Origin of the sequence: Pseudoalteromonas lipolytica (genome assembly GCF_900116435.1) — a bacterium.
Classification (GTDB): Bacteria; Pseudomonadota; Gammaproteobacteria; order Enterobacterales; family Alteromonadaceae; genus Pseudoalteromonas; species Pseudoalteromonas lipolytica.
In genome coordinates this window covers 193,533-206,320 of sequence record NZ_FPAZ01000009.1, presented here as the reverse complement: position 1 = coordinate 206,320, position 12,788 = coordinate 193,533, and the positions used below count along the sequence as shown (strand labels likewise).

Genomic DNA, 12,788 nt, shown 5'->3' with positions numbered 1-12,788 from the left:
ATAAGAGTCACTGCGCTTCTTTTTTAGCCACTTAAGTGATTAGTTGCTACTTTTTATATTTAGCCTCTGACTAACTTTTGGCATCGCTTGCGTTTTAAATTTTTTAATTTTATTAACTTTAGTGGTCTTTTAAGGCGAGAACTATCTGAAAGCACTAGGTTATAAAGCATGAAAAATAATAAAAAACTGACAAACATTACACTTTCATTGAACTCTAACCACTCAGTAAGCACACCGATTAAAGAACAGCTTACACTTAGAGCAACAATAATTATTAATGTTTGTAATTTAGAGAAACCGGCTTTTAAAAGTAAATGATGTATATGTTCTCTGTCAGCTTTAAAAGGTGAGCTGCCTTTTTTAATGCGCCTTATAATTATAGAACCCATGTCTATTAATGGAACCGCTACAATCCATAAGGCCGTTACGGGTCTAAAAGTTGCGCTAGGTCCTTGGGTGTTATCAATTAAAAGCCATACGACTGTAAAACCAATAAACATACTGCCAGCATCGCCCATAAATATCTTTCGATACTGTGTTCCAAAAACACCTAAGTTAAAAATTAAATAAGGAAGAATAGCGACAATAACAAGTACAGTGAAAAGATTTTCTTGTTGCTTTAATAATAGTAGAAGTGCAATGGATGACAGCGTACTTATTGCCATACTCCCTAGTAAACCATCAATACCATCAACCATGTTAAACGCATTAATAATCGCGACAATCGCCAAGTATGTTAGTAATATGCCAAATTTACCCAGCTCAACATTGCCAAAAAAAAGTAAATCGCCTAAATCGATGATGTAGTTATCCATTGCTACAATCATAAATGTTGCGACAAGTACCTGAAAGGCCACTCTGGAACGAACGCTTATATCGTGCTTATCATCTACAACACCTAAACAAACCATTAATCCGGCAGAAAACAAATATACAAATAGCTCACTGTCTATTGTTAGCCACATACTGCTAGAGGTTAATACACTGCAAAAAATAGCAACACCACCAATAAGAGGCACATGGCCTATGTGGTTTTTTCTTTCTGACGGTTTGTCGACAAGATCTATTTTTATAGCAACTGGTCGCAATAAGTTTATTGCAAAAAACGAAAAAACAAATGACGAAATTACTGCTAAGAAAAAATCCATATTTCCCCCGCGCTAAGCTAAGTGCTCAGCACTTTACTGTAAACTGACTGAATAGGAACGAACAGGTGCGTATTACGATTTATTATTTTTGTAATTACCTTGAAGTAATATCCCACATACTCCCTTACAAAATTGTTACCTCTTATTGCAAACATGTTTTATTTTGTAAAAAACACAATAGCAATTCAGAGATACATAAAAACTAGCACAATTTGGTTAATAAACCAGCAAAAACATTGCTAATTAGTAAGTTGAAATCGTATGGTTTTATAAATTACTGTTTTTATGATGACTTTACTTTTTATGACATATTTTCTCTCATTAGGTATAATTCTGTCTTTTTATTATTTGGCTTTATAGGCAATGAGCTTAAGCTGCATATCGCCGTCAATTTTGAGCAGAGATCACTGATGTCAAAACCCCTTATCACTATTTACATGCCAACGCATAACCGTGTAGCCAACCTTCAACGCGCTGTAAATAGCGTATTGAAGCAAGATTATAGTAATTGGGAACTCATCATTGTTAATGATGGCTCTAAGGACACCACGAAAGAGTATTTAGATTCTCTGGTAAATTCTGATTCTAGAATTACTGTTTTTCATAATGAATCTGCGCAAGGAGCCTGCGCCGCAAGAAATGTAGCTATCAAGGCTGCAAAAGGTGAGTTTATTACAGGCTTAGATGACGACGATGAATTTACGGCTAACCGCTTATCTTACTTTTTAGAAAATTGGCAAAACGAATATTCGTCACTTTGTACTCCGGTTACTATTTGTAAAGGCCAAGAGAAAACTGATCATAATTATTTTGTTGGCTCTTTATCACTTGATGATCTTCTTGTCGTAAATAAAGTGGGAAATCAGCTATTTTGTGAAACAGAAAAATTACAAGCAATAGGTGGTTTTGATGCTGATTTTAAAGCGTGGCAAGACTACGATACCTGGGTTCGATTCTTTAAAGAATTTGGTAAAGGCCTAAAGCTTCCTAAACCGACTTATTTGCAATACGAAGAGCAAGCAGAGCTAAGTATTACTCGCTCACCTAATCGCCTTATTGGCTTTAAACAGTTTTTAGCGAAACACTCTGCCCTGCTCAGTTCCAAACAAAAAAATGCGATGCGCTGCTGGGAAGCGATTATTGAAGGTCGCTGGGTACCACTTAACTTACTTATACGTTCTCATAAAGATATTTATAAGTATTCAATTTTTCATAACATCAAGAAGATTCTAGGAAAGTAAACTATCATGCACTTAGCTTTCGTACTCGAAGACTTCTCATTAGGTGGCGTGGAGCGCGTTACAGAGCAATTGATTATTGGCTTAAAACACTATCATCAATGCTCTATATCAATAATATGTTTAAGCAAAGATGGGGATTTACTCTCGCGTTACCAATCGCTTGGAGAAATTGCATTGCTTAGCGGCCCCAGAGACTTTGCGGGTTATAAAAAGCTCATAACACAGCTTAATCCTGATTTAGTTATTTTTACTAAAGGTGGTTTATCTCGATTTTCTTTTTTGACCCCCAATCATATTAAGACGGTTGCGGTACAACATGTGCCCATTAACTTACCTCAAGAAAGTAAGCTAAAGAACCTACTACGCAGATTAGCCGCTACTTTTTTATATAGGAATGTTGATAAAGTTGTCTGTGTTTCTGAAGGGATTAAAGAAAACCTAATCGCTTTTAACGTTATAAATGCAAAAGATGCTGTCCGTATTTATAATCCTGTGCTTGATGCAAGTTTACAAACGCGCGCGAAAGAGGCGGTTGAATATCATGACTACTATGTTTGTGTAGGCCGATTGCATTATCAAAAAGGTTATGACTTTTTAGTAAAGATTGTGCTTGAAGCTAAACAACAGTGCCCAGACATTAAAGTCGTTATTTTAGGGGATGGACCCGATAAGCTTTCCTTAACTCATTTAATTGAGAAACATCAACTTAGCGATAATATTATTCTCCACGGCACAACTGATAATCCTTATAAGTATATTGAGCACGCTAAAGCTATTTTACTTCCATCAAGATGGGAGGGACTACCAACCGTGCTCGTTGAAGCTGCTTACTTAAACACACCTATAATTGCTTTCGATTGTCGTTATGGTCCAAAAGAATTGACGAAACACGGCCAAGCAGGTGATCTAATTTCATTTGCTAATACTAGCGAATTCGCTCAGCAGGTGGTTAAATTTGATAAATTTGGCTCTGACAAACCTAGCCCTGATATAAATGATTTTTTCTTGGCCTCTTCAACCGCACATTACTACCGATTATTTGAAGCACTACTATGAATTTAGAACTAAATAAAAAACTGATATCAGGCACCCACTTTACTTCAGTCCAAGATGCTTGTTTCCAGTCAAACCACTCTTCAGTGATCTCATTTTTAAACCCGTTTTCTTACTATGAGGTTGCCAAAGATCACACGTTGATAGAGCAGGTAGATTACTATTTTTCTGATGGCTCGCTTTTATGTAAGTTACATAATTTATTTTTAGATAAAATCACGCGAGCAAGTTTTGACTATAGCTCTATTGCCGCTGACTTTTTACATGCTGTTGAAGCAAGTGGCAAACGTATCGCAGTCATAGGCGCTACCGAACAAGAAAACGCAAAGGCGGTCGAAGTTCTTCAGCAACAATACCCAAAGTTAAATATTGTATTTAATCGCAACGGCTATATTGAAGATAAAGACGCGGTTGTTAATGACTTAAATGAGGCTGGCGCTGAAGTAGTGCTCGTTGGTATGGGAACCCCCTATCAAGAAGCGTTTTCAACTTACATAAAAAACCGTTTATTGGCTCCCGCTGTTATCATTACCTGTGGAGGCTTTTTAACTCAAACATCTATTAAGCCCGACTATTACCATCCACTGGTCAAAAAATTAGGTTTACGATGGTTACAACGCATGGTGATGCATAAACATGTTCGTGAACGTGTTTTAAAACAATACCCAAAGTTTGTATTTAAGTATTTTTTTACAATGCTTGGCTTTAAGCTAAAAAAACAAATATAAAAATAGATAGGTTATATGCGCACTGACAAATGTAACTAAGTGCGCATTTTTATTTTAACTCACTACGAACCCATAAACGGCATTGACAACTAAGTAAAGCAACACATTCAACCCGAACATAAGAAGGTAGCTTTTTTTAGGCAGGCCACTATCACCTCTTCTAAAGAAAAACAGTGCACTTGCCGTCATACAGATTTGCAATGCTGCAACACCAAAAGCAAAAAGACTAATACTGTGTAACTGAGTAAGCAGTAACAATACGCAAATACTTATAGATGAAGATAGGATATTCCACTGAAACTCTATTTTTGTGTTGCCTCTAGCCTGAGCGGTCATGCCTAAAATTGAACCAAACGGGGCTATACAACCAATTATAAACAATGCATATAACAGCGGTATTGATTGCAGGTATTGCTCAAAGAATAATTGGATCGCTACTGTCAGCCCAACTAAAAAGAACAAATAAACCGCACTATTCATGGCCGTAAGCAGACGTACAGAGTTGTTAAAGGTTGAATAAAACGCTTTGCTATCATCCTGTAACTTAGCTAACTTAGGAAAAACTAATCGCGCGATAAGAATTCTAATGAATTTAATCGGTTGCATAAGAAGCTCTTTAGCAAACGAATATAACCCAAGTACCTCTACCCCCATTAACTTACCAATAATTAACTGATCAAGTTGAGCTCTGACTTGATTCAAGATTTGCGATCCCATTTGGAAACTTCCAAATGCAAGCGCTGGCTTAATTATTGTAAAGTCGAGTTGAAACGAAGGGTGCCATGTCTTTTCTGCAAGTATTAAAAACAGTAAATATCGAACAGCATTAACCACTAAGAATGCATACAAATAGGGAAAAATACTCGCAACACCTAGCTTAATAAAAATAAACGTGAACAATAACAAACAGATCTTTGTAAAAATGTCTATTTTTGCCAGTGCTACATTCTTTTCAGATTTAATGAAGTTAGCTTGATATTGTGCGCTCAACCCTAACAAAATAAAATTGAATGCCATTATATATAAGCTTTCAGCTATTTCATGTGCCTCATAAAAGCTTGCCAATGGCGCGGCTAATAAAGCAATTAAGCCGCCCGCGACACCGCCCAAAAACACATTTGTAAAATACAAGGCCGAACTTTCAGAGCGGGTTAAACTTTGCTTATAAATAAAGTAATTAGACAAACCCATGTCTTGAACAAGATAGGCTATCGCTAAAAATACATTGATAATTGCAAGTACACCAATCACTTCAGGATTGGTGTAATATGCCAGCATTGCGAAAACACTAAACTGCACTGCACCCGCAACTGCTGAAGATGCAAGTAACCACACACCTTGCTTTTTAGTGCTCATTTAACTCGACCAAGATATCCAATAAGTCTGTATATAGTTTGGCTTGATCAAAATGCTCTTCAACCTTTGCTTTCGCGGCTGCTCTCATTTTCACAATATCAACTTGACCATTAACGAGGCTTTCTATCGAATCTGTTAACTGGGCTGGTGAGTGCTCTTGAGCCAGTAAGCCACTTTCGTTATGCGTAATTAATTCTGGTATGCCACTATGATATGTAGACACCGTTATTAACCCCATTGCCATCGCTTCCATGAGTGCAACAGGAATGCCTTCCATATCACCATTTTTTGCAACGACTGAAGGTAATAAAAAGACATCTGCTTCATTTAATAACGCAGCAATTTTTTCTTGAGGCTGAAAACCAAGCAATTTAACGCATTCCGACAAGCCTAATGAATCAATTTGACTTACGAGTTGCTCTTTAAGATCGCCATCTCCGACGATTTTATATTCAAAGTCAACACCACGCTGCTTTAGATGATGCATTGCGTCGAGCGCATCTGACAATCCCTTTTTTTCTATAAAGCGCGCAACACTAATTATTTTTAAAGGAGTTGAAATAGGTGTAGCGAGTTCGCGACATTTAAATTGCTCATTATTAATCCCCATACGGTTAACAATGATTTTCTCTGGTGCACACCCCTGCTCAATAAGCCTATTTTTCCAAAGGTCACTGATGGGTAGCATTAACTCACCATTTTTAAAAAGCATTTGGTAATCTTGCTTAAACACATCCAAGATTGCTTTCACTGAAATGTCGGCACCATGAAATACGGTAACTAACTTGCCTTTTAATAAGCCTAACTCGCGCATTTTATTGGCAACAACCCCAGCTGTTCCAAAGTGAGCAATAAATACATCGGAGTCGAGCGTACTTGTTGCGCGTGTAACGATACTAGGCAACAGTAATGATTTACTGTGTATTCCAAATCTCGCTACATTCAACGAAGCTAATTTACGACCAATCCGTTTTGGCCACAGTACATTCGCAATTCTTTTTAAACGCGTTTTTAGAGTGCTATCAGTGACTGACTCATTAGTTAAATAAGTGGTCTTATCAAGTAAATTATAGTCACTTACTGCTTTATGGCTGTTGGTTAAATCGCCTTGACAAATTGCCACCACGCGAACGTCTGCACCACGATTAATCAAACCTATAATTTGATTAATGACGAAGGTTTCTGATGCGACAGGAAACTGATTGAGAAAAAATGTTACTTTAAGCATCGATTTTACTCAAAACTCGGCTAATCATGTCACTTACAACCGCTCTTTCTTTTGCTACTTGTACGTTCATTTTTTCTGTAACGTTGGGCAGATCGAGTAAGATTGCTCTCGCAGTTGATTCTAGTTCGCCATCAAATAACGTTGTCACGTCTTTAGAAAGTTCATGCATTCCAAGTTGAGCCATTATTCCCTTTGACTTATGCTCGTAGTTTAATGCAATAGCTGGTGTTCCAAAGTTCATCGAAATTATTGCGCTATGAAGACGAGTACCAATGGTTAAATCACATAAGCTTAAAAAGCTACCAAGCTCAACATCATTTAACTCATCCATTATTACATGACATTTAGACTGATCTTTGACTCGTTTTTGCACTTTTAGAGCCGTCATACGGTCATCTCGTTGATAACCATCGATACCTGTGCATGTAGAACACAACACTACGTTGTATCCATCTTGAATTAAGTTATCAATTAAATTTGCAAAGTGTTGCTCATACTGTTCTTGAGTGACGCCTAGGCGCTTATCAAATGGTGCTAGCTCTCTTAAAGTAATTGCAATTGTAGGTGCTGACGATGCTAATGCTTTTAAATGCTCAGGAATATTAACAATTTCATTAGGTACAACCCATGCTGTATCAGCCCCTAATGAAACTTTACTCTCTGAGATGCCTGCTTTTTTCATGTATTCTGAACTTAGTGTTTCTCGTAAGGCAAGTTCATCAACGACTGAAAAAACATGATCAGCTAATTTTGAATACTTTTTACTATTGAAGGGCCCTACTGAGTGCCCAATCATAAATAATTTTTTCTTTGCTAATAAAGTGCATAGCGCATGCTCGAATTGTGCAGGGCCATAGAGATCAACAAAGAATGACCCACCAACTTGGATAACCGCATCATATTGCGCTAAAAAGTTAATCTGAGCTTTAATGTGAGCAGGTAAATTTTTATCATCCGCTTTTTTTAATTTATTAGCCAAATGATAACCCAAAAGTCGTCGGCTAAACTTTTTCCATAACTTATCAAAAAAGCCATTGCTCGTTTCATGGTACTGATCGAGTGGATCCATCATTAATGATTGACCCAATAAATAGCTAGAGCTGATAGGGAATCGGCTATAGCTATCTATTTGAATCGTAGGCTTCTGTGAAACTAACTCTGCTATCAGGCCCCTTAAAATTGCCGCATCGCCGCGATTACCACAAGTGTGGTTACCCACGATTAAAACTTTCATTTACTACTCACTTAATTGTTATTGGTGCACTGTATAGCTCTGTCATTGCTTCACTAAACTCATCGACCTCCGATGAGCTATTCACAATTTTAGTTGTGATTAACATTACTAATTCAGTGCGATCCATACTGTCTACTTGGCTTTTGAATAAATTGCCAAGTAATGGAATTTCTTTTAAACCCGGGACCCCATTGTCATAGTTGCTCTTTCTTTCTTGGATTAAACCACCCAAGGCGATAGTTTGCCCATCGGCAGAGAGTACTTCCGTTGAGATAGCCCGGTTTGTAATTTTTGGCGAACTACTTCCACCTAATTCATTTGGTTTAGCGTCACTCACCGACATAGCAACACTCAACGAAATCACACCTCGCGAATTTATCACTGGCGTAATTGCAACATTAACCCCTGTTGAGCGGTACTGTACCGAGTTTGACACTGCATTATTCGAATCTCCAATACTTTCAACTGTCTGAGTTATAATTGGGATCTGATCACCAGACGTTATTGTCGCTGACTCACCATCGCGAACAATAAAGTAAGGACGCGAAAGTACTCGAGCATCATCTCGGCTATCATTCCATTGTAAATCGACTTGCCAGTTACCCGTAATAACTTGCGCAACTAAACTACCTGAGCTACTCAGTGTTGCCGTTGCTCCCTCTGCTTTTGCTGAGGTATTATCATATATCCAGTCAATTCCTGAAGACATTGAATCTCCTAGAGTCACTTCTAAAATTGTGACATCTAGAATCACTTGACCAGGTAATACATCCATTTTCTTTAATAATGACTCAACTAGCCTATATTCATCATTTGTCGTATAAAAAATAAGCGCATTTTGCTGTTTATCAATACTGAATTTAATGGGCCCAGAAGAGGCTGACGTACTCTTATTGCCTTCGGCACTGCTACGCTCTCCTCCATTAGGTTTCTGGCCTAAGAGTAATGTACTAATAGACTCCAGCATATCTTCAGCTTTGGCGTATTTGGGTTTATAAATGAAATATTGACTCTCATCACCTGCTATTGGCACATCTATCTTATTGGCCCAATAGGTGATTCTATCAATTATTTTTTCACTTGCAGCATACGCAACAAACGCATTTATTCGCGGGATTGGAACGAATGATGCGTCACCTTCTTTAGAAATCTGCATCCCATCTTGTTCTAGAAGTTTTTCTATTTGCTCAATGCCTTCTATTGGCGAAATATTTGCAAATTCAATTAATCTAATTTCTCGGCCATATGCTCTTGGTACATCAAGCATATTAACAATTTTTATAGCGCGAATAATTTCTGCACGATCACCTTCTAGAATGATCAGCTTTTGTAGCGAGTTAACAGTTACCTTTGCGGTAGATAACTTACTCATGATACTGGTAATATTTCTGCTACCACTATAAACATACGGCACTATTTGAGTTATAGCCCCACTTGTTTCTGGTATATCAGACTCTTTTGTACCGATACCAATTGCAATAGAGTTTTTTTGCTCGTTCGTCCCCGCGCGTGACAAATATAAAATATTGTCTTTTCTAAGCGTTCTAACGCCACTTTCTTCAAGTGCTTTAATAACGGTTTTATAAAATTCAGTTCGCTCAATTGGCGATGAAATATTAAGGGTTATTCTATCATTAGATGCAGCTAATTGCGGAGAAATTACATAATTTATTGCCAATAGCTCATCAAATACTCGACTAGTAAATTCTTTGATTGAAATTTCATCAGCTGCAAAGGTTACTGGTTCACCTTTTAAACTGGGTGGCTGTTTAGCGTTCTCCATTAGCTTTGTAATGCCACCTAAATCCTGAACTCGAACATTGCTATAACGTGTATCTTCTTGCTGTTCTAGCGGCGTTTGTTCTTGATCTAGTTTTTGTCCAACTGATGACTTTAAAACTGACTTGGTTACGGTTAGCTCTTTGTCTCTTAATTGTTCATTTGTCTGCGCACAACCATATAATAAAGACATACATAGCACTAAATTCAATCCTTTATAGTATTTCGCTATCATTGTGTAACATCCTCTTCATTATTTTGTTTTGTTATAGTCACTAAATGGGGTTTAAACATTTTCAAGCTTATTGTCTGCTCTTGGTTTTTAAGTACAACGCTTGATGAGTGTATTTGTGTTATTTGATATGAATAAAACTGTTCACCCTCAGTGAGATCAACATACGATATTTCATTATCTTCTTGGTATTTCAATCTTACCTTCGCAAGCTCTCCTGATGTGAAAATAGAAATCAAAGATAACGTTATATCGACACTTGAACTTACATCAGCACTATGCTCACTTTTAATTAATTCGTAATCTACACCTAATAATTTGGCAAGATTCTTAACTTCAAACTGCTGAAAATTTGTATCATCAATACTCAAAGAAAAGCTCTCTAAAGGTTTGTTTTCCTCGGGTTTAATATCATCACTTATAAAATTGAATGACCATATCAAGAGTAAAAAAGCACTCGAAGCTAATATATATATATTTCTCATAACTGCTTATACACCCTTAAAAACTCAATATTAGCTCTTACTTTGTTTGGGAGTGCGGGGTCTTGTAATAAAGATACCTGCCTTACTCTATTCCCTACTTTTATATTTTCTAATTCATTAAGTAAGTTCAAAACCGTATTAAGCTCACCAGATACACTTAGCTGACCAGTAAAAACCGAAAAAGTATCATTAATTGCTACTTCCCTGAGAGGTGCTTTGTTATGAACTTCAAGCTCATATCGTGCTATGGCTGTGTCTACAACATTTAACCAAAGCAATGATGGCGCCTGTTTCTCTGTTTGCTTCGGTAAATTTGAGAAAAGAGCAGCCTGATTAGTTAACTTTGCTTGCTCCTCTGTTAGTAATGATTTTGAATCTAGTAACGCTTCTTGCTTGTAAACAAACTTTTTCAAGTTCGAAAGCTCTGCTTTTGATTCTTTTAACCAATCAAACCAAGGAAACAATATAAATTCGAGGAATAATAGAATTCCTATCGCGATTAAGCCAAATTTCTTAATTGAAAATGTTTTCGTTGTCATCGCCATACTACCTCTATGGTAAAGACATCATAGCCTTTATTATTTTTTACCACTGGGCGAGAAAATTTTGCTTCTTTAACTGATGGGGAAGCAATAATTTGCTGTAAAAGGTTTGTTGCAGAGCTTTCTGAATTTCCATACAACTCAACGCCCTGAGTCGTCACTTTTATTCGTTCAAACAGTATCCCTTCAGAATCGATTCCTAAAAGGCTTAATTTGCTAAGTACATTTGGGTTTTTTATCAAAAATTCATTGATATCAGAAAATTCTTTAAACTCGTTATTGAGTGCTTGTCGCTGGTTAATAACTTTATTCACAGCTTCGACATTGTTAACTTTTTTATCTTCGAAATGTTTTAAAGCAACAGCAAAGTAACCACTTATCATCACCGCTAAAACTAATGAAAATGCGAATAACGAAATAAGTAAATTACGGGTCGATAAACGCTCTTTTACTTTTTGCTTAGTCTGCTTTTTAACGAATAAACCCAGCAGGTTAAACCAATTTAGCTCGTCTAACTGAGAAGTGGGACTCGCATGGTTAAGTTTAGCTTGATCTAGTGTCAAAGGAAGCTGCTCTTCTTCATTCTCCTGTAGGGGGAGGATCATTTTTACCTGCTTAGGTATTTGCGACATAACTTCTAATGGCACAACAAAGTAATCAACACTTAGCGAATTGGCTGTTACCTGTTTTAATGACCAAAAAAATTCCCCTTCCATAGGTGGCAGCTGTTTTTTTTCTGCTCTAATAATATTTTTAAGCTGCAATAAGCTTGTATTAGAATAATGACGACTCGCCTTCCAAAATAAGCTTCTATCTAACAAACATACCGAAGCAAGTTTAAGAAAAGGCTTATTTACCGGCAAAGTTTCTAATGTGTGATCACCCTTCAAATAATATTCAAAGTGAAAAAACAAAGAGCTTAAACTTTTACTATTTTCAGTTTTATTATTCATTATTGTAAAATCATCTCGTCTACTATAAAAAATGGACGAAATGAATCCTGCCCTCTCAATATGGTAAATCTTTTCCTTAATGAAACCTGTTCAGCTTTAATATCAACCAAATAGCGGCCACTTGGGTAAGGTGAAGCTTCAGCTCCCTGCTGTGCTGTCGGTTGTGTTGTACTAAACAAAGCATGCAGTGAATTAGGTACATAGTAAGGAACTAGATACTCCTGCCCATAAAAGCTTAAATAGGGCGCAATGCGCTCATAAAGTTGTGTGTCATCCAGAATATAGGCAAGCTCTCTTTTACTTTGTAACACTGAATTAGACGGTAAAAATGGCAGCTCATAATCTCCACGTTCTGCACCCGAAAGGTGTGTTAGGCTGTCTTTATCTTGCCAGTCTATTAACCTATCTAAAATAGCCAATTGCCGATCGTTTGAAACGCCATTTTTTACTAGTAACTGCTTGAAGTCTCGTTCATTAAATGGCATCAATGAGACTAGCCCACTAATATCCTGAACCTGCACAGTATAATTTTCTTGTTTATTGATTTGCCCTGTAAAATTATCTGTAAACTTGTTTTCTGATGCCTGCCCTTGATAAGTTTTATTAGGCCCTAATATAGAAAATTGACTGGTTGTAAAGCTAAATACAAGCTCTGCCTGCGCTGATTCAATAGCTAGCATCGCGTTATTATTATTTTTAACTAAGGCTGCGAGCCTTGCTTTATTTTGACCTTTTCCAGTCATATAGATCATAACAACAGCCATTATTGCAGCCATCATTAGCACCATGATTAACGCGACACCTTGTTG

The 12,788-nt window shown here is 37.0% G+C and carries 12 protein-coding genes; 3 read left to right on the top strand and 9 right to left on the bottom strand.

Annotated features, from left to right (window positions below; genetic code table 11):
• Positions 1-59: 59 nt before the first annotated feature.
• Complete coding sequence (wecA, locus tag BM378_RS11680) at positions 60-1,148, bottom strand: UDP-N-acetylglucosamine--undecaprenyl-phosphate N-acetylglucosaminephosphotransferase (protein ID WP_036973263.1); 1,089 nt, start codon at positions 1,146-1,148, stop codon at positions 60-62.
• Between the two features lie 410 nt (positions 1,149-1,558).
• Here wecA and BM378_RS11675 point away from each other — a divergent pair, with 410 nt between their 5' ends.
• Genes BM378_RS11675 through BM378_RS11665 form a run of 3 tightly spaced genes read left to right on the top strand, consistent with a single transcriptional unit; the run spans position 1,559 to position 4,170 of the window.
• Positions 1,559-2,389 carry a glycosyltransferase gene (locus BM378_RS11675; protein WP_143104583.1) on the top strand — a complete coding sequence of 277 codons (831 nt, stop codon included), beginning with the start codon at positions 1,559-1,561 and terminating at the stop codon, positions 2,387-2,389.
• Between the two features lie 6 nt (positions 2,390-2,395).
• Positions 2,396-3,445: a glycosyltransferase gene (locus BM378_RS11670; protein WP_074989239.1), complete on the top strand. Its 1,050-nt coding sequence runs from the start codon at positions 2,396-2,398 to the stop codon at positions 3,443-3,445.
• Positions 3,442-4,170 (top strand): WecB/TagA/CpsF family glycosyltransferase, encoded by a 729-nt coding sequence (locus tag BM378_RS11665; RefSeq protein ID WP_051501940.1) that lies wholly within the window; start codon positions 3,442-3,444, stop codon positions 4,168-4,170. The genes BM378_RS11670 and BM378_RS11665 overlap by 4 nt, the downstream gene beginning before the upstream one ends.
• 54 nt (positions 4,171-4,224) lie before the next feature.
• Here BM378_RS11665 and BM378_RS11660 read toward each other — a convergent pair whose 3' ends face one another.
• From BM378_RS11660 to BM378_RS11625, 8 genes are read right to left on the bottom strand one after another with little or no spacing between them, the layout of a single operon-like run.
• On the bottom strand, positions 4,225-5,526 hold the full coding sequence (locus tag BM378_RS11660; protein WP_036973265.1) for an oligosaccharide flippase family protein: 1,302 nt from the start codon (positions 5,524-5,526) through the stop codon (positions 4,225-4,227).
• Positions 5,516-6,754, bottom strand: coding sequence for a glycosyltransferase (locus BM378_RS11655; RefSeq protein ID WP_036973266.1), 1,239 nt, complete (start codon positions 6,752-6,754; stop codon positions 5,516-5,518). The genes BM378_RS11660 and BM378_RS11655 overlap by 11 nt, the downstream gene beginning before the upstream one ends.
• Complete coding sequence (gene wcaK / locus BM378_RS11650; protein ID WP_074989238.1) at positions 6,747-7,988, bottom strand: colanic acid biosynthesis pyruvyl transferase WcaK; 1,242 nt, start codon at positions 7,986-7,988, stop codon at positions 6,747-6,749. Before wcaK ends, BM378_RS11655 begins: the two co-directional genes overlap by 8 nt.
• Positions 7,989-7,995: 7 nt before the next feature.
• Positions 7,996-9,960: a secretin GspD/PilQ domain-containing protein gene (locus BM378_RS11645; RefSeq protein ID WP_074989237.1), complete on the bottom strand. Its 1,965-nt coding sequence runs from the start codon at positions 9,958-9,960 to the stop codon at positions 7,996-7,998.
• A gap of 38 nt (positions 9,961-9,998) precedes the next feature.
• Positions 9,999-10,484, bottom strand: a complete 486-nt coding sequence (locus BM378_RS11640) for a hypothetical protein (RefSeq protein ID WP_036973269.1) — start codon at positions 10,482-10,484, stop codon at positions 9,999-10,001.
• Positions 10,481-11,023, bottom strand: a complete 543-nt coding sequence (locus BM378_RS11635; protein ID WP_141687264.1) for a hypothetical protein — start codon at positions 11,021-11,023, stop codon at positions 10,481-10,483. The genes BM378_RS11640 and BM378_RS11635 overlap by 4 nt, the downstream gene beginning before the upstream one ends.
• The gene (locus BM378_RS11630; RefSeq protein WP_036973271.1) at positions 11,020-11,979 is read right to left on the bottom strand and encodes a hypothetical protein; all 960 of its coding nucleotides are present in this window, start codon (positions 11,977-11,979) and stop codon (positions 11,020-11,022) included. Before BM378_RS11630 ends, BM378_RS11635 begins: the two co-directional genes overlap by 4 nt.
• Positions 11,979-12,743 (bottom strand): type II secretion system protein GspK, encoded by a 765-nt coding sequence (locus tag BM378_RS11625; protein WP_177222586.1) that lies wholly within the window; start codon positions 12,741-12,743, stop codon positions 11,979-11,981. The genes BM378_RS11630 and BM378_RS11625 overlap by 1 nt, the downstream gene beginning before the upstream one ends.
• Positions 12,744-12,788: the final 45 nt, after the last annotated feature.

Bases quoted from the DNA above. Each gene is read 5' to 3' on its own strand.
- BM378_RS11645 (WP_074989237.1), bottom strand. From the start codon at position 9,960: ATGTCTTTATTATATGGTTGTGCGCAGACAAATGAACAATTAAGAGAC.
- BM378_RS11675 (WP_143104583.1), top strand. From the start codon at position 1,559: ATGTCAAAACCCCTTATCACTATTTACATGCCAACGCATAACCGTGTA.
- BM378_RS11625 (WP_177222586.1), bottom strand. From the start codon at position 12,743: ATGGCTGTTGTTATGATCTATATGACTGGAAAAGGTCAAAATAAAGCA.
- BM378_RS11665 (WP_051501940.1), top strand. From the start codon at position 3,442: ATGAATTTAGAACTAAATAAAAAACTGATATCAGGCACCCACTTTACT.
- BM378_RS11630 (WP_036973271.1), bottom strand. From the start codon at position 11,979: ATGAATAATAAAACTGAAAATAGTAAAAGTTTAAGCTCTTTGTTTTTT.
- wcaK (WP_074989238.1), bottom strand. From the start codon at position 7,988: ATGAAAGTTTTAATCGTGGGTAACCACACTTGTGGTAATCGCGGCGAT.
- BM378_RS11640 (WP_036973269.1), bottom strand. From the start codon at position 10,484: ATGAGAAATATATATATATTAGCTTCGAGTGCTTTTTTACTCTTGATA.
- BM378_RS11635 (WP_141687264.1), bottom strand. From the start codon at position 11,023: ATGACAACGAAAACATTTTCAATTAAGAAATTTGGCTTAATCGCGATA.
- BM378_RS11670 (WP_074989239.1), top strand. From the start codon at position 2,396: ATGCACTTAGCTTTCGTACTCGAAGACTTCTCATTAGGTGGCGTGGAG.
- BM378_RS11655 (WP_036973266.1), bottom strand. From the start codon at position 6,754: ATGCTTAAAGTAACATTTTTTCTCAATCAGTTTCCTGTCGCATCAGAA.
- wecA (WP_036973263.1), bottom strand. From the start codon at position 1,148: ATGGATTTTTTCTTAGCAGTAATTTCGTCATTTGTTTTTTCGTTTTTT.
- BM378_RS11660 (WP_036973265.1), bottom strand. From the start codon at position 5,526: ATGAGCACTAAAAAGCAAGGTGTGTGGTTACTTGCATCTTCAGCAGTT.